At 30.1% G+C, this 25,391-nt stretch carries 27 protein-coding genes; 26 read left to right on the forward strand and 1 reads right to left on the reverse strand.

The features are described 5' to 3' along the window. Positions 1–85: 85 nt before the first annotated feature. The 9 genes from purE (at position 86) to CLSA_RS06370 (ending at position 9,764) form a co-directional block, all read left to right on the forward strand. Positions 86–565 (forward strand): 5-(carboxyamino)imidazole ribonucleotide mutase, encoded by a 480-nt coding sequence (gene purE / locus CLSA_RS06330; RefSeq protein ID WP_022744582.1) that lies wholly within the window; start codon positions 86–88, stop codon positions 563–565. After that, complete coding sequence (gene purC / locus CLSA_RS06335) at positions 565–1,272, forward strand: phosphoribosylaminoimidazolesuccinocarboxamide synthase (RefSeq protein WP_022744583.1); 708 nt, start codon at positions 565–567, stop codon at positions 1,270–1,272. Before purE ends, purC begins: the two co-directional genes overlap by 1 nt. 357 nt (positions 1,273–1,629) lie before the next feature. Next, on the forward strand, positions 1,630–3,060 hold the full coding sequence (gene purF / locus CLSA_RS06340) for an amidophosphoribosyltransferase (protein WP_022744584.1): 1,431 nt from the start codon (positions 1,630–1,632) through the stop codon (positions 3,058–3,060). Positions 3,061–3,069: 9 nt separating this feature from the next. Continuing rightward, complete coding sequence (purM, locus tag CLSA_RS06345) at positions 3,070–4,071, forward strand: phosphoribosylformylglycinamidine cyclo-ligase (RefSeq protein ID WP_022744585.1); 1,002 nt, start codon at positions 3,070–3,072, stop codon at positions 4,069–4,071. Next, entirely contained in the window at positions 4,059–4,670 is a 612-nt protein-coding gene (gene purN, locus CLSA_RS06350; RefSeq protein ID WP_022744586.1) for a phosphoribosylglycinamide formyltransferase, read from the forward strand. The genes purM and purN overlap by 13 nt, the downstream gene beginning before the upstream one ends. A gap of 14 nt (positions 4,671–4,684) precedes the next feature. Then, positions 4,685–6,187, forward strand: coding sequence for a bifunctional phosphoribosylaminoimidazolecarboxamide formyltransferase/IMP cyclohydrolase (gene purH, locus CLSA_RS06355; RefSeq protein WP_022744587.1), 1,503 nt, complete (start codon positions 4,685–4,687; stop codon positions 6,185–6,187). A 287-nt stretch (positions 6,188–6,474) separates the two neighbouring features. Continuing rightward, positions 6,475–7,725: a phosphoribosylamine--glycine ligase gene (purD, locus tag CLSA_RS06360; protein WP_022744588.1), complete on the forward strand. Its 1,251-nt coding sequence runs from the start codon at positions 6,475–6,477 to the stop codon at positions 7,723–7,725. Between the two features lie 350 nt (positions 7,726–8,075). Next, positions 8,076–8,993, forward strand: coding sequence for a tetratricopeptide repeat protein (locus CLSA_RS06365; RefSeq protein WP_022744589.1), 918 nt, complete (start codon positions 8,076–8,078; stop codon positions 8,991–8,993). Between the two features lie 354 nt (positions 8,994–9,347). Then, positions 9,348–9,764 carry a DUF3592 domain-containing protein gene (locus tag CLSA_RS06370; protein ID WP_022744590.1) on the forward strand — a complete coding sequence of 139 codons (417 nt, stop codon included), beginning with the start codon at positions 9,348–9,350 and terminating at the stop codon, positions 9,762–9,764. 81 nt (positions 9,765–9,845) lie between these two features. On the opposite strand, the gene CLSA_RS06375 is transcribed toward CLSA_RS06370, so the two are convergent. Next, on the reverse strand, positions 9,846–10,478 hold the full coding sequence (locus CLSA_RS06375) for a hypothetical protein (protein ID WP_022744591.1): 633 nt from the start codon (positions 10,476–10,478) through the stop codon (positions 9,846–9,848). Between the two features lie 238 nt (positions 10,479–10,716). Here CLSA_RS06375 and CLSA_RS06380 point away from each other — a divergent pair, with 238 nt between their 5' ends. From CLSA_RS06380 to nifU, 17 genes are all read left to right on the forward strand, one after another. Next, positions 10,717–11,166 (forward strand): MarR family winged helix-turn-helix transcriptional regulator, encoded by a 450-nt coding sequence (locus tag CLSA_RS06380; RefSeq protein WP_022744592.1) that lies wholly within the window; start codon positions 10,717–10,719, stop codon positions 11,164–11,166. A 15-nt stretch (positions 11,167–11,181) separates the two neighbouring features. Beyond that, the gene (locus tag CLSA_RS06385) at positions 11,182–12,153 is read left to right on the forward strand and encodes a beta-ketoacyl-ACP synthase III (RefSeq protein WP_022744593.1); all 972 of its coding nucleotides are present in this window, start codon (positions 11,182–11,184) and stop codon (positions 12,151–12,153) included. A 57-nt stretch (positions 12,154–12,210) separates the two neighbouring features. Next, a complete protein-coding gene (locus CLSA_RS06390) occupies positions 12,211–12,432 on the forward strand; it encodes an acyl carrier protein (protein ID WP_022744594.1) in 222 nt (73 codons plus the stop codon). A 207-nt stretch (positions 12,433–12,639) separates the two neighbouring features. Then, positions 12,640–13,581, forward strand: coding sequence for an enoyl-[acyl-carrier-protein] reductase FabK (fabK, locus tag CLSA_RS06395; protein ID WP_022744595.1), 942 nt, complete (start codon positions 12,640–12,642; stop codon positions 13,579–13,581). Further along, entirely contained in the window at positions 13,574–14,512 is a 939-nt protein-coding gene (gene fabD / locus CLSA_RS06400; RefSeq protein WP_022744596.1) for an ACP S-malonyltransferase, read from the forward strand. Before fabK ends, fabD begins: the two co-directional genes overlap by 8 nt. 79 nt (positions 14,513–14,591) lie before the next feature. Next, the gene (fabG, locus tag CLSA_RS06405; RefSeq protein WP_022744597.1) at positions 14,592–15,332 is read left to right on the forward strand and encodes a 3-oxoacyl-[acyl-carrier-protein] reductase; all 741 of its coding nucleotides are present in this window, start codon (positions 14,592–14,594) and stop codon (positions 15,330–15,332) included. An 18-nt stretch (positions 15,333–15,350) separates the two neighbouring features. Next, positions 15,351–16,586, forward strand: a complete 1,236-nt coding sequence (fabF, locus tag CLSA_RS06410; RefSeq protein WP_022744598.1) for a beta-ketoacyl-ACP synthase II — start codon at positions 15,351–15,353, stop codon at positions 16,584–16,586. A 15-nt stretch (positions 16,587–16,601) separates the two neighbouring features. After that, on the forward strand, positions 16,602–17,102 hold the full coding sequence (gene accB / locus CLSA_RS06415; RefSeq protein ID WP_022744599.1) for an acetyl-CoA carboxylase biotin carboxyl carrier protein: 501 nt from the start codon (positions 16,602–16,604) through the stop codon (positions 17,100–17,102). Between the two features lie 3 nt (positions 17,103–17,105). Beyond that, complete coding sequence (gene fabZ, locus CLSA_RS06420) at positions 17,106–17,534, forward strand: 3-hydroxyacyl-ACP dehydratase FabZ (RefSeq protein ID WP_022744600.1); 429 nt, start codon at positions 17,106–17,108, stop codon at positions 17,532–17,534. A gap of 9 nt (positions 17,535–17,543) precedes the next feature. After that, positions 17,544–18,896: an acetyl-CoA carboxylase biotin carboxylase subunit gene (locus CLSA_RS06425; protein ID WP_022744601.1), complete on the forward strand. Its 1,353-nt coding sequence runs from the start codon at positions 17,544–17,546 to the stop codon at positions 18,894–18,896. Further along, positions 18,889–19,764, forward strand: a complete 876-nt coding sequence (gene accD, locus CLSA_RS06430; RefSeq protein WP_022744602.1) for an acetyl-CoA carboxylase, carboxyltransferase subunit beta — start codon at positions 18,889–18,891, stop codon at positions 19,762–19,764. The genes CLSA_RS06425 and accD overlap by 8 nt, the downstream gene beginning before the upstream one ends. Next, positions 19,757–20,575: an acetyl-CoA carboxylase carboxyltransferase subunit alpha gene (locus CLSA_RS06435; protein WP_022744603.1), complete on the forward strand. Its 819-nt coding sequence runs from the start codon at positions 19,757–19,759 to the stop codon at positions 20,573–20,575. The genes accD and CLSA_RS06435 overlap by 8 nt, the downstream gene beginning before the upstream one ends. 425 nt (positions 20,576–21,000) lie before the next feature. Next, positions 21,001–21,414, forward strand: a complete 414-nt coding sequence (locus CLSA_RS06440) for a HutP family protein (protein WP_022744604.1) — start codon at positions 21,001–21,003, stop codon at positions 21,412–21,414. A gap of 578 nt (positions 21,415–21,992) precedes the next feature. Then, positions 21,993–23,237, forward strand: coding sequence for a replication-associated recombination protein A (locus tag CLSA_RS06445; RefSeq protein WP_022744605.1), 1,245 nt, complete (start codon positions 21,993–21,995; stop codon positions 23,235–23,237). A gap of 80 nt (positions 23,238–23,317) precedes the next feature. Then, positions 23,318–23,770, forward strand: coding sequence for an RrF2 family transcriptional regulator (locus CLSA_RS06450; protein WP_022744606.1), 453 nt, complete (start codon positions 23,318–23,320; stop codon positions 23,768–23,770). A gap of 2 nt (positions 23,771–23,772) precedes the next feature. After that, the gene (nifS, locus tag CLSA_RS06455) at positions 23,773–24,954 is read left to right on the forward strand and encodes a cysteine desulfurase NifS (protein ID WP_022744607.1); all 1,182 of its coding nucleotides are present in this window, start codon (positions 23,773–23,775) and stop codon (positions 24,952–24,954) included. Position 24,955: 1 nt separating this feature from the next. Further along, complete coding sequence (gene nifU / locus CLSA_RS06460) at positions 24,956–25,387, forward strand: Fe-S cluster assembly scaffold protein NifU (protein ID WP_022744608.1); 432 nt, start codon at positions 24,956–24,958, stop codon at positions 25,385–25,387. Positions 25,388–25,391 lie beyond the last annotated feature (4 nt).

The following is a 25,391-nucleotide window of genomic DNA, read 5'->3' on the forward strand; positions in this document are numbered from 1 at the left end:
ACAAGAATGTAAGAAGTAAAAACATTTGAAATTATTTTGAAGTGTAAATATACATTAGATGTTTTAAATAATAGGAGGTCTTTTTGTGGAAGTAGCAATATTTTTTGGAAGTAAATCTGATACAGAAGTTATGAAAGGTGCAGCTAATGCTTTAAAAGAATTTGGAGTAACATATAAAGCATTTGTTTTATCAGCTCATAGAGTGCCAGAAAAATTAGAAGAAACTTTAAAAGAAGTTGAGGAAGCAGGATGCCAAGTTATAATTGCGGGAGCAGGTCTTGCAGCTCATTTGCCAGGAGTAATTGCTTCAAAAACAATACTTCCTGTAATAGGAGTTCCAGTTAAAGCTGCTTTAGAAGGTGTAGATGCACTATATTCCATAGTACAAATGCCAAAATCAATTCCAGTTGCAACTGTTGGAATAAATAATAGTTACAATGCAGGGATGCTAGCAGTTCAAATGTTATCAGTTAATAATAAAGAGTTAAAAAATAAATTAAAAGAATTTAGAATAAATATGAAGAAAAAATTTATTGAGGACAATGCGGAAGGGGTAGAACTATAATGGAAAAATTAGAAATGTTATATGAAGGAAAAGCAAAGAAGATATATAAAACAGACAAGGCTGATGAAGTAATAGTATATTACAAAGATGATGCAACAGCATTTAATGGAGAAAAGAAAGGTCAAATCGAAGATAAAGGTGTTATGAATAATGAAATCACATCAATCTTATTTGAACTATTAGAAAAAAAGGGTATAAAAACTCATTTTATTAAAAAACTAAGTGATAGGGAACAACTATGCAAAAAAGTTGAAATAGTACCACTTGAAGTAATCGTAAGAAATGTTGCAGCTGGTAGTATGGCTAAGAGATTAGGTCTTGAAGAAGGATATAAACTTAAAACTACAGTATTTGAATTTTCTTATAAAGATGATGAGTTAGGAGATCCATTAATAAATAGTTATCATGCAGTAGCAATTGGTGCAGCGACTTTTGAAGAAATAGATACAATTCTTGATATGACAGCAAAAATCAATGATGTATTAAAAGAAGTTTTTGCAGCACAAAATATCAACTTAATTGACTTTAAGATTGAATTTGGTAGATGTAGTGATGGAACAATTGTTTTAGCTGATGAAATTTCACCAGATACTTGTAGATTCTGGGATGCAACTACAGGAGAAAAGTTAGACAAAGATAGATTTAGAAGAGATTTAGGTAATGTTAAAGATGCCTATGTTGAAATTTTAAAGAGAATTTCTAAATAGTGTTTATGAAACTTTCAATATTTAGAATAAGTAATTAAGAACAAATAATTTTTAAATAAAATTTTTTAGAAATTCCGTAGGGAAATACGAACATAAATCTCTGATTTTAGCACTTGATTTTTCTCTACGGAGATTTTAGCCTTAACTATATATTGTGTATTATAAACTAAGGCACAATAAAAAAATAATAGACCAGTATGCTTGTCTATTTTGCGTCATACTGCGTCAGTAAAATCAACTAATAGCACCACTATGATCTGATTTTACTTTCTTGACTGACACTAAATAAGCGTCGCATCTTTGGTCTATTATTTTTTTCATATGCCTAAAATAATAAATGACGAAAGGATTGTATAAATGAATAATTCAAATTTTGAATTAATAATGGATCCAAGTAATGACAAATTTAAAGATGAATGTGGAGTATTTGGCGTTTATGCTAATAATACTATAGATGTTGCATCAATGACTTATTACGGACTTTATGCTCTTCAACATAGAGGACAGGAAAGTGCAGGAATAGCAGTTGCAAATGGAGAAAAAATTGATATACATAAAGGTTTAGGTCTTATTACAGAGGCGTTTAAGCAAGAAGATTTAGAAAAATTAAAGGGACGCATAGCTGTGGGTCATGTAAGATATTCAACAGCTGGAGGAAAAGGCATTGAAAATGCTCAGCCTATATTAGTTTCATCTAAAATGGGACCAATAGCTATGGCTCACAATGGAACTTTAGTAAATGCTGATGTTATAAAAGAACTGCTTGAAGATGGAGGACAAATTTTCCATACTACAACAGATTCAGAGGTAATCGCTTGTTTAATAGCTAGAAGTGCTAAAAAAGGTTTTGCTAAAGCAGTAATTGATGCTATGTCAGCTGTTAGAGGATCATTTGCATTAACTATCATGTCGAAAGACAAGTTGATTGGAGCTAGAGATCCACATGGAATTAGACCACTTTGTTTAGGAAAAATAGAAGAAGGCTATGTACTAGCTTCGGAGAGTTGTGCCTTAGATGCAATAGGTGCTGAATATGTAAGGGATATAGAACCTGGAGAAATAGTGATAATAGATGAACAAGGAGTAAATTCATATAGATATTCTGAAAATACTAAATGTCAAACATGTGCTTTTGAATATATTTATTTTGCTAGACCAGATTCAAAAATTGATGGACTTGAAGTTCATACAACAAGAGTAAAAGCAGGAGAACAGTTATTTAAGGAACACCCATTAGATGCGGATGTTGTTATTGCGGTTCCAGATTCGGGAATACCAGCTGCCATAGGATATGCAAAAGCTTCTGGAATACCTTATGATACTGGATTTATCAAGAATAGATATGTAGGAAGAACATTTATATCACCATCTCAGGAAATAAGAGAAAGAGCAGTTGCAGTAAAATTAAATCCGCTAAAGGTAAACTTGGAAGGAAAAAGAGTTATACTTATTGATGATTCAATAGTAAGAGGAACTACTTCAAAGCATTTAATTGAATCGCTTAAACGTGCAGGAGTAAAAGAAGTTAGTTTCTTAATTGCATCACCAAGCGTTAAATATCCATGTTATTTTGGAATAGATACACCTTATAGAAGTGAACTTGTTGCTGCAAACCATACTGTAGAAGAAATCAGAGATATGATTGGAGCAGATTATTTAGGATACTTAAGTGAAACTGGAGTATATAAGAGCTGTGAAGATAGAGAAGGATTCTGCATGGGATGCTTTAATGGTGTTTATCCAGTAGCAACGCCAATAGAAGAAATATCAAAAGATCTTGAAAGGTAGGATTAATAAATGATTACTTATAAAGAAGCCGGAGTTAATATAGAAGAAGGATATAGATCAGTAAAATTAATAAAGGAATATGCAGCTAGAACAATGAGTGAATATGTTCTAAATGGTCTTGGTAGTTTTGCAGGAATGGTAGAGTTACCAGAAGGATATAAAAAACCTGTTTTAGTTTCAGGAACTGATGGAGTTGGAACAAAGCTTGAAATAGCATTTAAGAACAAGAAATATGATACAGTTGGAATAGATTGTGTAGCTATGTGTGTTAATGATATATTATGTCACGGAGCAAAGCCATTATTTTTCTTAGATTATATTGCTTGCGGAAAGCTTGAAGCTGAAGTTGCATCAGATTTAGTTAAGGGAATTGCTGATGGATGTCTTGATTCTGATTGTGCATTAATTGGTGGGGAAACAGCAGAAATGCCAGGATTTTATGATGAAGGCGAATATGATATGGCTGGTTTTGCAGTTGGTATAGTAGATAAAGATAAGATTATAAATGGTAGCAATATTAAAGAAGGCGATAAACTAATTGGTATTGCATCTTCTGGAATTCATTCTAATGGATATTCACTTGTTAGAAAGGTATTCCCAGATTTAAACGAGGATTTTAATGGAGAACCAGTATGGAAAACATTACTTACACCAACTAAAATATATGTTAAACCAATACTTAAGTTATTAGAAAACTTTGATATTAAAGGAATGGCACATGTTACAGGTGGTGGATTTATTGAAAATGTTCCAAGAATGTTTAATGGTGCAGATTTTACTGCTGTAATTAACAAGGATTCATATCCATTACCAGCAATATTTGAGAGAATAGTTGAAAAAGGTGTAGATAAGGATCATATGTATAATACATTCAACATGGGAATAGGATTTGTTCTTGCTGTTGAAGAGAAGGATGTTGAATCTATTAAGAAAGCTTTAGTAGAAATGGGTGAAAAGGCTTATGAAATAGGATATGTAACATCTGGAGGTGAAGGTGTTTGTTTAAAATAGCAGTTTTAGCTTCAGGAGGAGGAACAGATCTTCAGTCTGTAATAGATGCAGTAGAGAGTAAATACATTAATGCTAAAATAGAAATGGTTATAGGCAGCAAAGAGGGCATTTATGCCCTCGAAAGAGCTAAAAAACATAATATAGACACATTTGTTGTTAGCAGGAAAGAGTATAAAGAAAAATCCTCAGATAAAATATTAGAATTAACAAAAGGTAAAGTTGATTTAATAGTTCTTGCAGGATTTTTATCAATCTTAGATGGAAAAATATTAAAAGAATTTGAAGGTAAAATAATAAACATTCATCCATCATTAATTCCATCTTTTTGTGGACCTAATATGTATGGATTAAAAGTTCATGAAGCTGTAATTAAGAGTGGAGTGAAATTTTCAGGTTGTACTGTTCATTTTGTAAATAGTGAAGTGGATGGAGGTGCTATAATCCTTCAGGAAGCTGTTCCAGTTTATTTTGAAGATGATGCGGAAACTCTTCAAAAAAGAATACTAGAAAAAGAGCATATAATACTACCTAAAGCAATAAAATTACTTAGCGAAGGTAAAGTAAAAGTTAGTGATGGTAGAGTTAAGATAGAAGAATAAGAGGAGGCCTTTTCGTGAAAAAGAGAGCTTTAATAAGTGTATTTGATAAAGATGGAGTTTTAGATTTTGCTAAATTCCTAGTATCTAAAGATGTTGAAATTGTATCAACAGGGGGAACTTATAAATATTTAAAGGAAAATGGTTTAGAAGTAATTGAAATTAATGAAGTTACTAATTTTCCTGAAATGTTAGATGGAAGAGTTAAGACTCTTCACCCATTAGTTCATGCAGGAATATTAGCGATAAGAGATAATGAAGAACATATGAATACATTAAAAGGTAGAGATATTCATACTATAGATTATGTAGTTGTAAATCTTTATCCATTCTTTGAAAAAGTTAAAGAAGATTTAGAATTTGAAGAAAAGGTTGAATTTATCGATATTGGTGGCCCTACAATGCTTAGAGCTGCAGCTAAAAACTTCCAGGATGTTGTAGTAATTAGTGATAAAAATGACTATAAAGTTGTTATGGATGAAATTGAATCAAATGGAGAAACTTCTTTAAAAACTAAGAAGAGATTAGCTGGTAAGGTATTTAATCTTATGAGTGCATATGATGGTGCTATTTCTAATTTCTTATTAGATGATGAAGAATATCCAGAATATCTTTCGGTTTCATATAGGAAGATGCAAGGTCTTAGATATGGTGAAAATTCACATCAAAGTGCAGCTGTTTATTCTTCAACAATGCGTGATGGTGCAATGAATACTTTTGAGACTTTAAATGGTAAGGAATTATCTTATAATAATTTTAAAGATGTTGATATAGCTTGGAAATGTGCTAATGAATTTGATGAACCATCATGCTGTGCATTAAAACATAATACACCTTGCGGTGTTGCAGTTGGAACGCATTCTTATGAAGCTTATATGAAAGCGTATGAAGTAGATCCAACTTCAATATTTGGTGGAATTGTTGCGTTTAATAGAAAAGTAGATAAGAAAACTGCAGAAGAAATGGTTAAGATTTTCTTAGAAGTTATAGCTGCACCAGAATATGATGAAGATGCTTTAGAAGTATTGAAGACAAAGAAGAATTTAAGAGTTCTTAAGTTCAATAATACTCCAAAAGCTGATAAATATATGGTTACAGTGGATGGAGCAATGCTGGTTCAAGAAGAAGATAACAAATTAATTGAAGAAATAAAAGTTGTAACAGAATCTAAACCTACTGATGAAGAAATGAAAGATTTATTATTTGGTATGAAAGTAGTTAAGTATGTTAAATCAAATGCTATAGTAGTTGCTCATAATGGAATCGCATTAGGTATTGGTGGAGGTCAAGTTAATAGAATTTGGCCAACAGAAGATGCGTTAAGAAGAGGAAAAGGTGCTACTATACTTGCATCTGATGCATTTTTCCCATTTAGAGATGTTGTAGATCAAGCAGCTCAATATGGAATTAAAGCTATAATTCAACCAGGTGGATCTATGAGGGATCAAGAATCAATAGATGCTTGTAATGAACATGGAATTGCGATGGTATTTACAGGATACAGACATTTTAAACATTAATAATAAAGTTTACTAATATATATATTTCAATATAAATTTTTGATTAAAATTAACTTGTTATATTTATTTTACTGTAATTTATTTTTGCAATATATATTAAGGTACATTTTAATTCTACAAACTAAAATGAAGAATAAAAATCTTACGATGTTTTTAGAAAGAGTAATCTAAAATTTCGTAGGACTTTCTTCATTTATATAGGGATTAAAAATGTTAGAATTAATTTAAGTAATTTCTTCTAGCTATATTCAAAAAGATAATAATTAAAATTTTGGAGGTATGTATTTATGAAACTTCTTTTAATTGGTTCCGGTGGTAGAGAACATGCTTTAGCTTGGAAATTTGCACAAAGTAAAAAGGTAGAAAAAATATTTGTTGCACCAGGTAATGGTGGTACAGCAATTGAAAATAAATGTGAAAATGTAAACATCACTGATATTGATGAATTAGTTAAATTTGCACAAAATGAAAATGTAGATCTTACTGTAGTAGGACCAGAAGATCCTTTAACAAAGGGTATAGTAAACAAATTTAAAAAAGAAGGATTAAAAATATTTGGACCAGCTGAAAATGGTGCAAAACTTGAAGGTAGTAAGAGTTTTTCTAAGGAATTTATGAAAAAATATGGAGTTAAAACAGCTCAATATGAAACATTTACTAATGTAGATGAAGCTCTTAAATATTTAGAAATTTGTGAATATCCAACAGTTGTTAAAGCTGATGGACTTGCAGCAGGTAAAGGTGTTGCTATATGTGCTAATAAACAAGAAGCTGAAGAAGCTGTAAAATCATATATGGTAGAGGATATATTTAATGGTGCAGGCCAAACTATAGTGATTGAAGAATTCTTAGAAGGGGTAGAAGCTTCAATTCTTTCTATAACAGACGGGAAAACAATAATTCCATTTATATCAGGAAAAGATCATAAGCAAATTTTTGATGGTGGTAAAGGTCCAAATACAGGTGGAATGGGAGTTTTAGCCCCAAATCCGTATGTTACAGAAGCGGTAATGAAAGAGTTTGAAGAGAATATAATGGCTAAAACATTAAATGGAATTAAAGAAGAGGGATTTGATTATAAGGGAATTATATTCTTTGGAATTATGATAACTAAAAAAGGAACGTATCTTTTAGAATATAATGTAAGAATGGGAGATCCTGAAACTCAATCAGTTCTTTATTTAATGGAAAGTGATTTAGTAGAAGTTATAGAAGCAGCTTTAAGAGAAGAACTAGATAAAATAGAAATAAAGTGGAAAGATGGAGTTTGCATTAATGTTGTTCTAGCATCTAATGGATATCCAGGTAATTTCACTAAAGGCTATGAAATAAAGATAGATGAAAAAGTTAAAGATAAGGTGTTTTTGGCAGGTGCTAAATTTGAAAATGGTATTTTAAAGACTAATGGTGGCAGAGTATTATCGGTTATAGGTCTTGGAAAAGATACTGAAGAGGCTAGAAAAGACGCTTACAATAATATTAAGTATGTTCAATTTGAAGGAGCATATTGTAGAACAGATATAGGAACACATATGTAAAAAACAGACATTATTTAAAAGTTACAAACATAAAAAATAAGTTATCTAGATAAGAAAAAATATTAATATCTATATGACTTATTTTTTTGTTTTTTATTTAAAACAATCTGTAGTCAAACAGTCCAAAGAAAAATTGGATTATCATAGTTGATATAAAAAAATAATTATGATATTGTAAAAATATCTACATTAATATAGCTGATAAATAAATGTAGTAAAATATAAATATTAAGAGAATAAAATAAAAAAATAGCATAATGTATTAAATTAAAATATTATTAGATTTAATAACTACTAAAAAATTAAAATTTATTTTATTCATTTAAAAATAATAAAGGTGAAACAATATAATGAAAAATAAAAATTATTTATACATTAATTATTTAAATATGGCAAGAAACTCAAAGATAGAAAAGAATTTGTTAAAAGCACTTAGTTTCTATAAAAAAGCATATGCTTTGAAAATTGGAAAAGATGACATTGAACTTCTGATGGATATGGCTTTAATATATGATAAGATTGGATTGAAAAATGAGGCGGAAGAAAAGTATTTTGAAGTACTGAAATTAGATGAAGATGATGCTAGAGCTTACTATGGATTAGCTGTAATTTATGATGAAAATAATGAATTGTATAGGGCAAAAAGATATTATAAAAAAGCAATCGAAAAAGATCCAAATTATGATAAAGGATATTTTTTTCTAGCTAATATATATGATGAATTAGGTGAAAAAAATAAAGCTATTGAAAATTATAAAAAAGTTATAGAATTGAATAAAACAGATTTATGGGCATATGCTAATTTGGCGTGCATTTTAGAAGAGTTAGATAATAATGAAGAAGCGTTATTATATATTGATAAAGCATTAAAAATAGATTCTAATAATTATAAGATATTTTTTAATAAAGGAGTTATTTTAAATAAATTAAATTCCACATATGATAGTATTAAGTGTTATGAAAGATCAATAAAAATAAATCCTAAATATCCATATAGTTATTTGAATTTAGCTGTTATATATAGAGAAAATGGAGAGTTTTATAAAGCTATAGAGGTAATTAATGAAGGTATAACAGAAAATAAAGATGAAGGTTTTTTATATTACAATAGGGCATGTTTTTATGTAAACATAGGAGAAGTTTTATTGGCATTTGAAGATATAAAGAAGTGTATAGAATTAGACGAATCATTTTTAGATTATATGAAAAAAGATGAGGAATTAAATCCTATAAGGAGACTTGAAGAATATAAAAGTCTTTTCAATTAGAAATTTGTAATAAACATAAAACAATAAAAAAATACAATCTTTTTTATATGAAAAACTAATAAGAAAAATAGGGCGTTGGAATTAATAAAAAATTTAAATTTTAAATAGTGCAAATTAATTAATGAGTGTATTTTTATAAGGTGTAAAGTTTTTATTTTAAATCTTTGTGTTTTAATGCTGATATGCTTATATATAATAGTAGATATTTTTTATTTTGATGCAAATTTATTATATTTATAATTATCTATTTTATTAATATTACTAAAAATAAAATAAACTTATTTAATGAAAATATTCTAAAAAATTATTAACAATGCAATAAACATCTCATATATATGTATAGGGGGAATGTTTATGGTGAGCATTTTATTAATTTCTATTGGAATTACATTTATAATACTTGGAATTATGATTTTTATAGATAAATTAAAATTATTGAGAACAGGGGTAAGAACTGAAGGTGAAGTTGTAGATTTTGAAAAAAAAATCGAAGCGTCTATAAGTGAAGAAAAAGAAATTCTATATATAACAGTTTATAAACCAATAATAAGATTTAAGGCAGAAAATGGGGCAATTAGAACTATAACGTATGATGCTGTCAATAGCAATAAAATATATAAAATTGGTGATAAAGTTACATTAATATATAAGGCGGAAGAGTTAGAAAATGTTGAAATAAATGATATACAAAATATATTTGGAGTATTGTGTAAATTAATTGCTATGGGAATTATATTTATAATTTTTGCATTAGTATTATCGTTGGTATAATTTGGCGATTAATTCAGACAAAAACGCTAAAAATCGTAAAAAGGACAAGCTTTTATAAAAACTTGTCCTTTTTAAGGTTCTTTAATTTCTATATTGAATATTAGATAAATCACCTACATGTTCATAATCTATAGTTTTGCCGTTGTATAAAAATCTAACGCCGTCAATCCATTTTAGATTGGATTTGTTGTTTGATTGAAGAAAATTTTCTATTAGAGTATTTGCGGTTAAGGTGCCACCTGTAGAGCCTTGAAATTTAGGTAACCATTTATTGGCACCATTATCAACTAAGTTTATTGTGGCTATTTTCTTGCTATTCTTAGTATCGATAGATTTAATTTCGATAGGTAATTTGTTGAAATTTTTTTCGGACACAGCTTTGGAAAGTGCTTTAAGTTTACTTTCTAAACTTAAGTTTTCATCAACTTCAATAGTACCACATTCGTTAGGTTCTAAAGTATCAACATTAACATTGTAAATTGAAAGTTTTACCTTGTTGATTTTTGTCTCTTCTTTTTTTTCTTCTTCTTTAGGCTTAGTGTTAGTATTAGTGTCAGAAGTTACAGAAGAAGTTGAATCATCTGATTTTTCTTGTTGCACAGGAGCATTACTACTATTAGAGCTAGTATTACTTTCGGGTTTTGTTGAGTTGCAACCAACCATTGTTGTAAGACTTAACATCAAAACTGTAGTTAAAATTAGTTTTCTAGTCATGGTATGTACACCCCCTTATGTTAAATATAAAATTAGGTGATTTTTTTTATTTATTATAACAGATATACCTTAAATTTAAAAGATAGCTAGGGTTTTGACGGAAAAGAAGAAAACATTGACAATTTATTTTTGGTGTAGTATATTTTGATTATCAAAATATTTGATGTTAAAATATTTTTGCACCAATGTTATTTTATTATGATAAAAATAGTCTCATTGATGGGTGGAGGAAGAGTGAATGGATATAAGAAGAACAGTGATTAATGACTTGTTGGTGCAGTTATTTAGTGATGTCTTACAAATCGAAGAATATGCTTTGAAAAATGGTGTACTTTCAGATCTTTCCATTACAGAAGTGCATACAATAGAGGCTATTGGAATGTATAATGAAAGGACTATGTCGGAAGTAGCTCAAAGATTGAAAATTACTGTAGGTACTTTAACAACTGCGATTAGTAAATTAATCAAAAAAGAGTATGTAGAAAGAAAAAGAACAGAAGAAGACAGAAGAGTTGTATTAGTTAAACTAACAAAAAAGGGGAAATTAGCATTTAGACTCCATGAGAAGTTTCATGAAGATATGGTTAATACATCAATAGATGGATTAAGTGAAATGGAGGAAAAAATGCTAATTTCTTCTTTAAATAAAATAAATAATTTCTTTAAAGAAAAATATGAATTGAAATAGTAAAAGGAGAAAACTATGAATAATGTTAAAATTGCTGGGATTGGAGCTTATCTACCTTCTTTAGTAGTTACTAACGATAGAATAAGTGAACTTGTTGAAACAAATGATGAATGGATAGTTCAAAGAACAGGAGTTAGTGAAAGAAGAATTTCAGAAGGAGAAAATACTTCTGATATAGCTACAAAAGCAGCTAAAATTGCACTTGAGAGAGCAGGAGTTGATGCAAAAGATTTGGAATTGATAATAGTTGCAACTATTAGTCCTGATATGTTTATTCCATCAGCTGCGTGTTTAGTGCAAAGTAACTTAGATGCAGATAAGGCAGCTTGCTTTGATATAAGTGTTGCATGTTCAGGGTTTGTATATGCCTTGGAAATAGCAAAGGGATTGATGAATTCTATGAACTATAAAAATGCTTTAGTGGTTGGTGCTGAAGTTCTTTCTAAAGTAACAGATTGGACGGATAGAGGAACTTGCATTTTATTTGGTGATGGCGGCGGAGCAGCTGTATTGAAACAAAGTGAAACAAAAGGTATTATTAAATCATATTTAAGAGCAGATGGAAAGAAAGGGAATGCACTGACTATAGGTGGGCCAGACATTGATACTCCTTTTTCTAAAGAAAAAATATTAAAAGATAAATATATAAAAATGAATGGAAGAGAAGTATTTAAATTTGCAGTAGGTGCAATAGAAGAAGCTGTAAATGAAGTTATTAAAGATACAAATATTTCATTAGAAGAAATTAAATATATAGTTCCTCATCAAGCAAATTCTAGAATTATAGAATTAGCAGCTGCAAAATTAAATTTAAATATAGATAAGTTTTATATAAATTTGGATAAAGTTGCTAATACATCATCAGCAACAGTTCCAATAGCATTAAATGAAATGTATGAAAAAGGTCTGTTAAAAAAAGGAGATAAAATTATTTTGGTTGCATTTGGTGGGGGATTAACTTACGGATCTACACTGTTAGAATGGTAAAAATGTAAATATAAATCAAAATGATTATTATATAAATGGAATTATGGAGGGGATATCATGTTATTTGAAGAGATAAGAGAAGTTATATGTGAACAATTGGGAAATGAAAAGGATGAAGTTAAATTAGAAACAACATTTGAAGAATTAGGAGCTGATTCTTTGGATTTATTTCAAATTGTAATTGAACTTGAAGAAAAATATGATATACAAATTGAAGAGGTTGAAGGATTAAAGACTATAAAAGATGCAGTAGAATATGTAGAAAAAAATAAAAAATAAACGTGTTTTTTTAGTCCAAATATGAACTTATTTTGAATTTTTAGCAATTAGATTGATAAATAAATTTTATAATAGTAAAATCTATTTATTATTGTAGATATATAATCCTATAATATGGTCAGATTTAAAATAAAATTATTCCATTAAATGTAGTAAATGCAACATTTGATAATGTTGTTATATTGTTAGTGGCAGGAGGAACTTTTTATGGAAAGAAATAGAGTATGTGAACTATTAAAAATAAAATACCCTATATTTCAAGGTGGTATGGCAAGAATTGCAGATGCATCGTTAGCAGCAGCTGTAAGTGAAGCAGGTGGACTTGGAATAATAACAGGTGCAGCACCAACAGAATGGGTAAGAGAACAAATTAAGGAAACTAAAAAGTTAACTAATAAGCCATTTGGAGTAAACATAATGTTAATGGCAGAAAATGCAGATGAGATAGCAGATTTAGTATGTGAAGAAGAGGTTGCAGTTGTAACAACAGGTGCGGGTAGTCCTGGAAAATTTATGGAAAAATGGAAAAAACATAATATAAAGGTTATACCAGTAGTAGCATCAGTTGCGCTTGCTAAAAGAATGGAAAAAGCAGGGGCAGATGCAATTATTGCAGAAGGGACTGAATCAGGAGGTCATGTAGGTCAGTTAACAACAATGACTTTAGTTCCACAAGTTGTAGATGCAGTTAATGTGCCAGTTATAGGAGCAGGTGGTATTGGAGATGGCAGAGGAGTAGCTGCGGCATTTATGTTAGGAGCTGAAGGGATTCAAGTTGGAACAAGATTTTTAGTAGCAAAAGAATGTACAGTTCATCAAAATTATAAAGACAAAATATTAAAAGCAAATGATATAGATACAGAAGTTACTGGAAGATGTACAGGACATCCAGTGAGGGTTCTTAGAAACAAACTTGCAAGAACTTATTTAAAGTTAGAAAAAGAAGGAATGCCAGTTGAAGAAATTGAAAAACTTGGAATAGGGGCATTAAGAAAAGCAGTTGTAGAAGGCGATGTAGATAATGGGTCACTTATGTCAGGGCAAATTGCAGGTTTAATTAATAAAGAACAAACAAGTAAAGAAATAATCGAAGAATTGTTTAAGGGAGCAGAAGAAAGATTTAAACTATTTGGAGGTAAATATGAATAAAAGTAAAACAGCTTTTCTTTTTCCAGGCCAAGGAGTTCAAACTGTTGGAATGGCTAAGGAACTTTGTGAAAATATATCAGAATGTAAAGCGATTTTGGATAAAAGTGAAGAAATTTTAGATATGCCTATAAAAAAATTAATGTTTGAAGGACCTGAGGAATTATTAACTGCAACAGAAAATGCACAACCAACGATTCTTGTTGCTTCACTTATTGCATTAAAAGCATTAGAGATTAATGGAATAAGTGCTGATTATACTGCAGGACTTAGTTTAGGTGAATATTCATCATTAATATATGGAGGAGCACTTTCTTTAGAAGATGGATTATTACTTGTAAAAGAAAGAGGAAGAATAATGGGTAGTGCATTGCCAGAAGGATTAGGAACAATGGCTGCTATATTAAAGTTAAATGATGAAAAATTAAAAGAACTATTAGATAGAGCTGGAAAATTTGGTATAATAGAAGGTGCTAATTTCAATTGCCCAGGTCAAGTATCTGTTTCGGGAGAAAATAAAGCTGTAGAAGAAGCAGTTAAAATTGCGAAAGAGCTTGGGGGATTAGGAATACCATTAAAAGTTAGTGGTCCATTCCATAGTTCATTACTAGCACAAGCAAGTGAAGAATTTTATAATACTATAAAAACTGCTAATATTGGAGAAGTAAATAAAATAGTATATTCAAATGTTAAGGGACTTCCATATGATAAAAATGATGACATTAAAGATTTATTAAAAAGACATATAAGATCTTCAGTGCTTTTTGAAAAGACTATAAATCATATGATTGATAGTGGAGTAGATACATTTATTGAAGTTGGACCTGGAAAAGCATTGAGAGGTTTTGTTAAGAAAATAAATAAGAGTGCTAATCTTTTAAATGTTGAAGATATGCAATCATTAGATAATACAATCAACAAGTTAAAAGCATAAAATTTTGGAATTATAGATTAATTTTTTTGGATTTATAGAATATGTAATAAAATGTTTTAAAAGAGAAGGAGACAATTATATGCTAAAAGGAAAATGTGCAGTTATTACAGGTGCAGCAAGAGGAATCGGAAAAGCAGTCGCATTAAAATTAGCATCACTTGGTGCGAATATAGTTTTAAATTATAGAAGTAGCGAAAAAGAAGTCAAGGAAGTAGAAAATCTTATAAAAGATATGGGTGTAGATGTTATAAGTGTAAAAGGTGACATTTCTAAATTAGATGAAGTGGAAAATCTTGTATCAGTAGCTAAAGAAAAGTTTGGATGCATAGATATCATGGTAAACAATGCTGGAATTACTAAGGATACATTAATTCTTAGAATGAAGGAAGAAGATTTTGATACTGTTATTGACATAAATTTAAAAGGAGTATTTAATTGTTTAAAATGCATTACTCCAATCATGGTTAAACAAAAACATGGGAAGATAATAAATCTTTCATCAGTAGTTGGAATTTCAGGAAATGCTGGTCAAGTAAATTACTCGGCTTCTAAAGCAGGGGTAATTGGTATGACAAAATCTCTTGCGAAGGAAGTTGGATCAAGAGGAATTAATGTCAATGCTGTAGCACCAGGTTACATTGAAACTGATATGACAGAATCTTTAGGAGATAAATATAAAGAAGAAGTTAAGAAAAACATACCACTTAAGAAATTAGGAAAACCAGAAGATGTTGCAAATGTTGTAGCTTTTCTTTCAAGTGAAGCTTCAGACTATGTTACAGGTCAAGTTATCCAAGTTGACGGTGGAATGTTAATGTAATGGAGGAAGAGTAGGATTATGGAAAGAAGAGTTGTTATTACAGGAATGGGAGCACTAACTCCTATAGGAAATGATGTTAATACATTTTGGAATAATGCTAAAGAAGGCAAATTAGGAATAGATTTCATTACTTTAATAGATCAAGATTTAATTGATGTAAAGATTGCGGCAGAAGTTAAAGATTTTGATGCTGATACATTAATAGGTAAAAAAGAGTCAAAGAGATTAGATAGATTTGCTCAATTTGGTTTAGTTGCATCAGATGAAGCTATAAAAAATTCTGGAATAGATTTAGAAAAAGAAAATTTGGATAGATTCGGAGTTATGCTAGGATCTGGAATAGGTGGATTTGAAACTATTGAAACTGAAGCTAGTAAAATAGCTACTGGAAAATCTAAGAGAGTATCTCCATTTTTTGTTCCTATGACAATAATAAATTTAGGAGCAGGAAATGTAGCAATTAAATATGGATTAAAAGGACCTTGTACATCAGTAGTAACTGCATGTGCTACTGGTACAAATAATATTGGTGATTCATTTAGATTAATAAAACATGGTTATGCAGATGTAATGCTTGCTGGTGGAGCAGAAGCGCCTATAACTAGATTAGGAGTTACAGGATTTAATAGCATGAAGGCATTAAATACAGACAATAATCCAAAGAAAGCGTCTATTCCTTTTGATAAAGATAGAAGTGGATTTGTAATGGGTGAAGGTGCAGGACTTGTAGTACTTGAATCATTAGAACATGCACAAGCTAGAGGTGCGAATATAATAGCAGAAGTTGTAGGATATGGTTCAACTTGTGATGCTTATCATATAACATCACCTGCACCAGATGGTAGTGGCGCAGCAAAAGCAATGGTAGATGCTATCGAGGAAGCAGGAATTAAACCAGAAGATATTTCATATATAAATGCACATGGAACTTCAACACAATTAAATGATAAATTTGAAACTGCAGCAATAAAAAAAGTGTTTGGTGAAAATACTGAGGTTCCAATATCTTCTACAAAATCAATGACAGGTCATCTTTTAGGTGCAGCGGGAGCTATTGAAACAATAATATGTGCAAAGGTTCTTCAAGAAGGGTTTATTCCGCCAACAATAGGTTATGAAACACCTGATGAAGGATTAGATTTAGATTATGTACCGAATGTTGGAAGAAAGCAAAATGCAGAATATGCTTTAACTAATTCATTAGGATTTGGTGGTCATAATGCAACTTTAGTTTTAAAAAAGTGGAATGAATAGTCAGGAGGTTAAGTCATGGAATTTGAAAATATTAAAGAACTTATAAATTTAGTCAACTCTTCAGATTTAGCATTTTTTGAACTTTCTAATGGGAATGATCATATAAAAATGGATAAGTCATTTAACAGGGGAGTTAGTGATACTAATTTAAATAATACAAAAACTATTAATAGTCCTGTTGTTTCAATAGCAACTTCAGAAAATATTCCTGTAAAAAAAGAAGAAGTAAAAAAAGTCGAAAAAGAAGTTGCTCAAGAAAAAGAAGATGATGAAAACACAAGTGTTATAACTTCACCAATGGTAGGAACATTCTATTCATCAGCTTCTCCTGAAAGCCCAGCATTTGTAAAAGTTGGAGATGAGATTTCTAAAGGAAAAATTATTTGTATAATTGAAGCCATGAAGCTTATGAATGAGATAGAAAGTGAATTTGATGGAACAATTGTCAAATGTTTAGTTAATGATGGAGATATGGTAGAGTACGGACAGCCATTATTCAAAATTAAGGGGGAATAGAAATTGCTTAATATAAAAGAAATAAAAGAAATTTTGCCTCATAGATATCCAATGTTATTAATAGATAGAGTAACTGAAATGGATATTGAAGACAAAATGTTTGTAAGAGGATATAAAAATGTTTCTGCGAATGAAGCATTTTTCCAAGGTCATTACCCAAATGAACCAATTATGCCTGGTGTTTTGCAAATTGAAGCATTATCACAAGCAGGCGCGGTTGCTATTCTTTCAATGGAAAAGTTTAAAGGAAAAACTCCGTTATTTGCAGGTACTAATAAAGTAAGATTTAAAAATAAAGTAGTACCAGGAGATAGATTAGATTTATATTGCGAAATTATAAAACTTAAGGGACCTATTGGAATTGGAAAAGGAATAGCAACAGTTGATGGTAAAGTGGCTTGTGAAGCTGAAATATTATTTGCTATAGGATAGGTGATAGAAATGTTTAAAAAAGTGCTAATTGCAAACAGAGGAGAAATTGCTGTTAGAATAATTAGAGCTTGCAAAGAAATGGGAATACGTACAGTTGCTGTTTATTCTGAAATAGATAAAGAAGCACTTCATACACAATTAGCAGATGAAGCTGTATGTATTGGTCCAGCAATGCCTAAAGACAGTTATTTGAATATAACTAATATTTTAAGTGCATGTGTTTTAACTGGAGCTGACGCTATACATCCTGGATTTGGTTTTTTATCAGAAAACTCTAAATTTGCAAAGATGTGTAGGCAATGCAATATAAAATTTATAGGACCTGATCATGAGACTATTGACTTTATAGGAAATAAAGCTAAGGCTAGAGAAATTATGAAATTTTCTGGAGTTCCTGTAGTACCAGGATATGAAGGAGAAATAAGAAACGAAGAACATGCTTTGGAGTTAGCTAAGGAAATTGGATATCCTATAATGATAAAAGCATCTGCAGGTGGCGGTGGAAAAGGAATAAGAATTGCGAATAACGATGAAGAATTCTTAATGGGATTTAAAACTGCTAAAGCTGAAGCAAAAGCTTGTTTTGGTGATGACAATTTATATTTAGAAAAGTTTGTTCAAAAACCAAAACATATTGAATTTCAAATATTAGCTGATGAATATGGGAATGTAATACATTTAGGTGAAAGAGAATGTTCAATGCAAAGAAAAAACCAAAAGGTTTTAGAAGAAGCACCATCTAATGTATTGACTGAAGAATTACGTTCTAAGATGGGCGAAATTGCTAAGAAAGCAGCTCTTGCAGTAGATTATAAAAATGCTGGAACTATAGAGTTTTTATTCGATAAAGATAACAATTTTTATTTCATGGAAATGAATACTAGAATACAAGTAGAACATCCAATAACTGAAATGATTACTGGTGTAGATTTGGTAAAAGAACAGCTACGAATAGCTTCAGGAGAAAAACTAAGATATACACAAGAAGACATCAAGCTTAAAGGCCATGCAATAGAATGTAGAGTAAATGCAGAAGATCCTGATCATGATTTTAGACCTTGTCCTGGTAAAATCGAGGAACTTTGTTTACCAGGTGGTATGGGAGTAAGAATAGATTCAGCTATATTCTGCGGATATAAAATACCTCATTGTTACGATTCTATGATAGCTAAAGTAATTACTTTTGGAAATGATAGAAATGAAGCTATTATTAAAATGAATAGGGCATTATCTGAATTTGCAGTAGGCGGAGTACAAACTAATATTAATTTTGAACTTTCTATACTTGAAAGTGAAGAATTCTTAAAGGGAGAATACGATACTTCATTTTTAGCAGAAAAGATGGTGAAGAAGAATGCTTAAGGATTTGTTTATAAAAAGGCAATATGCAACTGTAAAGCCGTCAGCATTAAAAAAAAGTGTACCAGAAGAGAAGCCTAATATTCCTTCTGGTATGTGGACAAAATGCGATAATTGTAACGGTATGATTTATTATGAGGATTTAGAAAATTCAAAATACGTTTGCACAAATTGTGGTCATCACTTTAGATTAAACGCAAAAGAAAGAATAAAAATTTTCTTTGATAAAGATACTTTTAAAGAACTTTGGAAGGATTTAAAAACAACAAATCCTCTTAATTTCCAAGGATATGAAGAGAAAATGAAGAAAAGTAAATCTAAAACAGAAAGTTCAGAAGCAGTTGTTACTGGTATTGGGAAACTAAACGGTATAGAAGTGGCTTGTGCGATTATGGATAGCTTTTTTATGATGGGAAGTATGGGAACTGTAGTAGGAGAAAAAATCACTAGATTGATTGAATATGCTACAGAACAAAAGTTACCAGTTATTATTTTCACCACATCTGGTGGAGCTAGAATGCAAGAAGGAATTTTTTCACTTATGCAAATGGCAAAGGTGAGTGCAGCATTAGCTAGACATGATCAAGCAGGACTTTTATATATTTCTGTATTAACAGATCCAACAACTGGCGGAGTAACTGCAAGTTTTGCCATGGAAGGTGATATTATTTTAAGTGAACCTAATGCATTAGTTGGATTTGCAGGAAGAAGAGTAATCGAAAATACAATTAAAGAAAGTCTCCCAGATAATTTCCAAAAGGCAGAATTCCTACTTGAGAAGGGATTTGTTGATGCCATTGTTCAAAGAAAAGATATGAGAGCATGTATATATAAAATTCTTATTTTACATGGAGTGAGAAATTATGAATAAAGATTTTATTACAGTTAGTTCTGTAGCATGGGATAGTGTTGAAATTGCAAGGCATAAAGACAGACCAACAGGTAAATACTATATAGATAATCTGTTTAAAGATTTTATTGAATTTCATGGTGATAGAGCATTTGGAGATGATAAGTCTATAATTGGCGGAATAGCATCTCTTAATGATATAAATGTTACAGTTATAGCGATAACAAAAGGTTCAAATACTTCTGAAAATATAGAAAGAAACTTTGGAATGCCAAATCCAGAGGGATATAGAAAAGCGCTAAGGCTTATGAAGCAGGCTGAAAAATTTAAAAGACCTATAATTTGTTTTGTTGATACTCCAGGTGCATTTCCAGGGCTTGGTGCAGAAGAAAGAGGCCAAGGTCAAGCTATAGCAAATAATCTTTTTGAATTGAGTAGAATAAAGACACCTGTTATATCAATAGTTACTGGTGAAGGTGGCAGTGGCGGCGCACTCGCTTTAGCAGTTGCTGATAGAGTTTTTATGTTAGAACATTCAATATATTCAGTTCTTTCGCCAGAAGGATTTGCATCGATATTGTGGAAAGATGCTACTAGAGTTAAAGAAGCAGCAGAAGTTATGAAAATTACTGCTAAGAATTTAAAAGATTTCAATATAATTGATGATATAATTAAAGAACCTAGAGGTGGAGCGCATAAAAATCCACTTAAGACTGTTGAGTTTATGAAAAAATGCTTAATAGATTCTTTAGGGGAATTAAGAAAAATGGACTTAGACTCTTTAGTTAATGAAAGATATAATAAGTTTAGAAAAATGGGAAATTTTTATTAATGAAATTATAACTTATATTTTTATGTTATAAAGAAAAGGTATGAAATTTAAGAAATTTATCTTAAATTTTATATCTTTTTTTGTAAATGTTTTTTAAATTTTCGTGTGATATAATAATATATAGAGTTAAGGTACAATAAAAAAATAATATACCAGTATGCTTGTTTATTCTGCATCATATAAAGAAAGCCCGACTTGCATATGCTCGCTGAGTAAGCGATTCGCACAAAATCAAAGATTGCAATGTGTGAAAATTCTGCTAACCAAATATAAAAATTCGAGCATTACTTTTGGTTATCTGTTTATAAGCAAATTTAGCTAATTGGAACCGCTATGAGCTAAATTTATATCCTTGTCTAACGCGTTATATGCATCGCATTTTTGGTTTATTATTTTTGCTTATGTCTAATTGGAGGTGCTCATATATGGAAAGTAATAGTACAAAAATTGCTAAGATTGCTACAAAAATGGCGGTATGCGATAGAAGTGAAGAAGATGAATTTAAAAAGATATATTCACAAAAAGGTATAAAAGTTACAGCAGTAAATATAGGAGGTAATATTAATTCATCTGTATCTAAAATATTAGAGAGTGCTTTGGTTGCATCTAAAAGGAACGGATTGATTAGGGAAGAACATTTACATGAAGGAGCTGTAATAGGAGCAACAAGAGATGCGATAATTCAAATATCTAACAAAGCTAGCGGACAAAATGTTGGAGGGAAAATTGGTATTGCAAGAGGTGGAGAACATATATCTGTTTGCATATTTTTAAGTATTGGATTATTACATTTGGATGAGGTTGTTATAGGCATAGGACATAGATCGTTACCAATATAATTATAATATAAATTGAATTATTTAGTGTTATAGATTGGCGTAATTTAATTTAATGAAATTTTATAAATTTTTTTGTATAAACAGTATTTATAATGAGCTGTTTAATAAATAAAGTATCAGTTTTATATAATTTCATTAAATAAATTTATTGTGCAATCTTTTTTTATAAATTTATAATTAAAAACTAAAAATATAAGATGATTTTATAAGCATTATAGGATCTAAGAGGCTGGAAAATAAACTTTATTAAATATTGACTTGTTATTTTTATGCTTTTTATCACATAATAAATATAAACTTACAATTAACTTAATTATGAAATTTTCTCAATTAGTAAAATAACTTTGGCTGCTTATAGTTAAAAATAAAGTTCAGCACCAATGTGTGTAAAAAATTGGACATGAATTTAATCTTTTTTAGAAATTTACATAAAATTATCAAAATAATATAGTTTTTATGCTATAATGTTACTTATTTAGGAATCTTAGAAATAAATAATTTTTGGAAAACTTTATTATTTTTAAAAATATATAAAATACGATTTGAATGTAATTATAATGGCATAAAGAGGTGATAATATGAGACCGTTGGCAGACTCAATGAGACCAACTAAATTAGAAGATTTTGTTGGGCAACAACATATACTAAGCAAAGGAAAGCCATTATACAATTTGATAAATAGCAAGAATATATGTAACTGTATATTTTATGGACCACCTGGCACTGGAAAAACAACTTTAGCCAATATAATGGCTAATTATGTTGATAAAAAGTTTTATAAGTTAAATGCTACTACTGCATCAGTAAAAGATATTCAAGACATAACTAATAATATGGATAATTTGATTAGTTATACTGGAGTGGTTTTATACATAGATGAGCTTCAACATTTTAATAAAAAACAACAACAAGCACTACTTGAGTTTATTGAGGATGGAAGAATAACTTTAATTGCAAGTACAACTGAAAACCCATATTTTGTTATACATAAAGCTATAATAAGTAGGTGTAATATATTTCAATTTAAGCCGCTCGAAGCGTCTGATATTGTAGTTGGTCTTGAAAAATCCATAAGAAAATTAATAGATAAAGGAATTGAAGTTGAGTATTCAGATGAAGCACTTAAATATATTTCAGATATTTCACAAGGGGATTATAGAAAAGCGTATAATATTTTAGAATTGGGAATAAATTCTCAGGTCAAATTAGTTAGGCAGATTTCAAAAGAATATATAGAAAGTTTGGGTCAGTCTAATATGAGAAGTGATAGTAGCGGAGATGAATTTTATAATTTATTAAGTGCACTTCAAAAAAGTATTAGAGGTAGTGATGCAAATGCAGCAGTTCATTATTTGGCTAGATTAATTAAAGGTGGAAATTTAACGGGTATAATTAGACGAATGTGTGTAATTGCAGCAGAAGATATAGGGCTTTCTTCACCAAGTGCATTATCGGTTGTTAATTCAGGAGTGGAATTAGCGTTAAAGGTGGGATTACCTGAGGCGAGAATAATATTATCAGAAATAGTTATATATTTATCAACTCTTCCTAAATCAAATAGTGCTTATTTAGCAATTAATTCTGCTATGAATGATTTAGAAAACATTAATTTTGGAGACGTACCTATGCATTTGAAGGATGCACATTATTCAGGAGCAGCGAAGCTTGGAGTTGGAGGATACAAGTATCCGCATGATTATAAAAATCATTATGTAGAACAGGAATACTTACCAAAAGAATTAAAAGACAGAGTTTATTATGAGGAACAACATAATAAATATGAAGAAAGTATAAGGAAATATTGGACAGAAATAAAAAAATAATAATTATGTTTGACAAAAGCCGAGTACTTTGGTAAGATATAAATGAAAATTATTATCGAATATAAAAAGGGGTGAGGAAAATGAAACTTTCAACAAAAGGAAGATATGGAGTTAGGGCTATGGTTGATTTAGCATCTAATTATGGTGATGCCCCTGTTTCAATAAAAACAATATCAAAGAGAGAAAATCTTTCTGAGTACTATTTAGAACAACTATTTAGCCCTCTTAGACGTGCAAATATTATAAGAAGTATAAGAGGGGCTCAAGGTGGATATGTTTTATGTAAGCCACCATCGGAAATAACGGTTGGCGATATTATGACTATTTTAGAAGGGCCAATTGAAATAGCAGACTGCATTGATGGCGTTGAGTGTGAGAGCTCAGATTGCTGTGCAACAAAAGCAGTGTGGGAAAAGATTAAAAATAGCATAGATGGTGTCATGAATTCAATAACATTGCAAGACATACTAGATGACTATGAAGAAATTAAGAAAAATAATATTGGTATCAAGATTGCGGATAGGAGTGAATAATTATGAAAAATGTATATATGGACTATTCGGCTACAACTTATGTTAAGCCTGAAGTGCTAGAAGAAATGTTACCTTACTTCACTCAAAAGTTTGGAAACCCATCTTCATTTTATGGAATATCAAGAGAAACAAAAAAAGCTATAGATAAAGCTAGAGAGCAAGTTGCAAAAGCATTAAATTGTTTACCAGATGAAGTTTATTTCACAGGTGGTGGTTCGGAAGCAGATAACTGGGCTATCAAGGGAATTGCTTCTGCTCACAAAAATAAAGGAAATCATATAATAACAACAAAAGTAGAACATCATGCAGTTCTTCATACTTGCCAATACTTAGAGAAGAATGGATTCGATGTCACTTATCTAGATGTTGATGAAGAAGGATTCATAAATTTAGATGATTTAAGAAATGCTATAACTGATAAAACAATATTAGTGTCTATTATGTTTGCTAATAATGAAATAGGAACAATCCAACCAATAAAAGAAATCGGTGAGATTTGTAAGGAAAAGAAAGTATTTTTCCATACAGATGCGGTGCAAGCGGTTGGAAATATACCAGTGGATGTTAAAGAAATGAATATAGATATGCTATCTTTAGCAGGGCATAAGATTTATGGACCTAAGGGAATAGGTGTATTATATATTAAAAAAGGAATTAAAATTGATAATTTAATTCATGGTGGAGCTCAAGAAAGAAATAGAAGAGCTGGAACAGAAAATATAGCATCTATTGTAGGTATTGGTAGAGCAATAGAACTTGCTCATAATAATTTAGAAGAACATATGAAAAAATTAACTGCTTTAAGAGATAAGTTGATGGATGGTCTTTTAAAGATTCCATATACTAGATTAAATGGACCAAGAGGAGATAAAAGATTACCAGGTAATGTGAATGTATGCTTTAGATTTATTGAAGGAGAATCTATTCTTCTATCACTAGATTTTAAGGGGGTATGTGCATCAAGTGGTAGTGCTTGTACATCAGGATCGTTAGACCCATCTCATGTATTACTTGCTATAGGACTTCCGCATGAAATTGCTCATGGATCATTAAGACTTACAATGGGTGAAGGATCAAGTGAAGAAGATGTAGATTACGTGCTTGACGTTGTACCACCAATTATTGAAAGATTAAGAAATATGTCACCATTATGGGATGACTTCATTAAGAAAGGGGAAAATTAATATGATATATAGTGAAAAAGTAATGGAACATTTCCAAAATCCAAGAAATGTTGGAGAAATACCAGATGCAAATGGTGTGGGTGAAGTAGGAAATGCTAAGTGTGGAGATATAATGAAAATATACTTAAAGGTTGAAGATAACATCATTAAAGATGTTAAATTTAAGACTTTTGGTTGTGGATCAGCTATTGCATCATCATCAATGGCAACTGAATTAATTAAAGGAAAAACTTTAGATGAAGCATGGGAATTAACTAATAAAGCTGTAGCAGAAGCATTAGATGGGCTTCCACCAGTAAAAATGCATTGTTCAGTGCTTGCAGAAGAAGCTATTCATAAAGCTATAAATGATTATAGAGTGAACAATGGTTTAGAAGCAAAGCCAATGGAAGAACATGGCGATGACTTACATGATATGGTACATGGAGAATAATAGG

Origin of the sequence: Clostridium saccharobutylicum DSM 13864 (genome assembly GCF_000473995.1) — a bacterium.
Taxonomy (GTDB): domain Bacteria; phylum Bacillota; class Clostridia; order Clostridiales; family Clostridiaceae; genus Clostridium; species Clostridium saccharobutylicum.

Bases quoted from the DNA above. Each gene is read 5' to 3' on its own strand.
- CLSA_RS06365 (WP_022744589.1), top strand. From the start codon at position 8,076: ATGAAAAATAAAAATTATTTATACATTAATTATTTAAATATGGCAAGA.
- fabD (WP_022744596.1), top strand. From the start codon at position 13,574: ATGAATAAAAGTAAAACAGCTTTTCTTTTTCCAGGCCAAGGAGTTCAA.
- CLSA_RS06380 (WP_022744592.1), top strand. From the start codon at position 10,717: ATGGATATAAGAAGAACAGTGATTAATGACTTGTTGGTGCAGTTATTT.
- fabK (WP_022744595.1), top strand. From the start codon at position 12,640: ATGGAAAGAAATAGAGTATGTGAACTATTAAAAATAAAATACCCTATA.
- CLSA_RS06425 (WP_022744601.1), top strand. From the start codon at position 17,544: ATGTTTAAAAAAGTGCTAATTGCAAACAGAGGAGAAATTGCTGTTAGA.
- nifS (WP_022744607.1), top strand. From the start codon at position 23,773: ATGAAAAATGTATATATGGACTATTCGGCTACAACTTATGTTAAGCCT.
- fabG (WP_022744597.1), top strand. From the start codon at position 14,592: ATGCTAAAAGGAAAATGTGCAGTTATTACAGGTGCAGCAAGAGGAATC.
- accD (WP_022744602.1), top strand. From the start codon at position 18,889: ATGCTTAAGGATTTGTTTATAAAAAGGCAATATGCAACTGTAAAGCCG.
- CLSA_RS06390 (WP_022744594.1), top strand. From the start codon at position 12,211: ATGTTATTTGAAGAGATAAGAGAAGTTATATGTGAACAATTGGGAAAT.
- purC (WP_022744583.1), top strand. From the start codon at position 565: ATGGAAAAATTAGAAATGTTATATGAAGGAAAAGCAAAGAAGATATAT.
- CLSA_RS06375 (WP_022744591.1), bottom strand. From the start codon at position 10,478: ATGACTAGAAAACTAATTTTAACTACAGTTTTGATGTTAAGTCTTACA.
- purD (WP_022744588.1), top strand. From the start codon at position 6,475: ATGAAACTTCTTTTAATTGGTTCCGGTGGTAGAGAACATGCTTTAGCT.
- nifU (WP_022744608.1), top strand. From the start codon at position 24,956: ATGATATATAGTGAAAAAGTAATGGAACATTTCCAAAATCCAAGAAAT.
- CLSA_RS06370 (WP_022744590.1), top strand. From the start codon at position 9,348: ATGGTGAGCATTTTATTAATTTCTATTGGAATTACATTTATAATACTT.
- CLSA_RS06385 (WP_022744593.1), top strand. From the start codon at position 11,182: ATGAATAATGTTAAAATTGCTGGGATTGGAGCTTATCTACCTTCTTTA.
- fabF (WP_022744598.1), top strand. From the start codon at position 15,351: ATGGAAAGAAGAGTTGTTATTACAGGAATGGGAGCACTAACTCCTATA.
- CLSA_RS06440 (WP_022744604.1), top strand. From the start codon at position 21,001: ATGGAAAGTAATAGTACAAAAATTGCTAAGATTGCTACAAAAATGGCG.
- purM (WP_022744585.1), top strand. From the start codon at position 3,070: ATGATTACTTATAAAGAAGCCGGAGTTAATATAGAAGAAGGATATAGA.
- accB (WP_022744599.1), top strand. From the start codon at position 16,602: ATGGAATTTGAAAATATTAAAGAACTTATAAATTTAGTCAACTCTTCA.
- purF (WP_022744584.1), top strand. From the start codon at position 1,630: ATGAATAATTCAAATTTTGAATTAATAATGGATCCAAGTAATGACAAA.
- CLSA_RS06435 (WP_022744603.1), top strand. From the start codon at position 19,757: ATGAATAAAGATTTTATTACAGTTAGTTCTGTAGCATGGGATAGTGTT.
- CLSA_RS06445 (WP_022744605.1), top strand. From the start codon at position 21,993: ATGAGACCGTTGGCAGACTCAATGAGACCAACTAAATTAGAAGATTTT.
- CLSA_RS06450 (WP_022744606.1), top strand. From the start codon at position 23,318: ATGAAACTTTCAACAAAAGGAAGATATGGAGTTAGGGCTATGGTTGAT.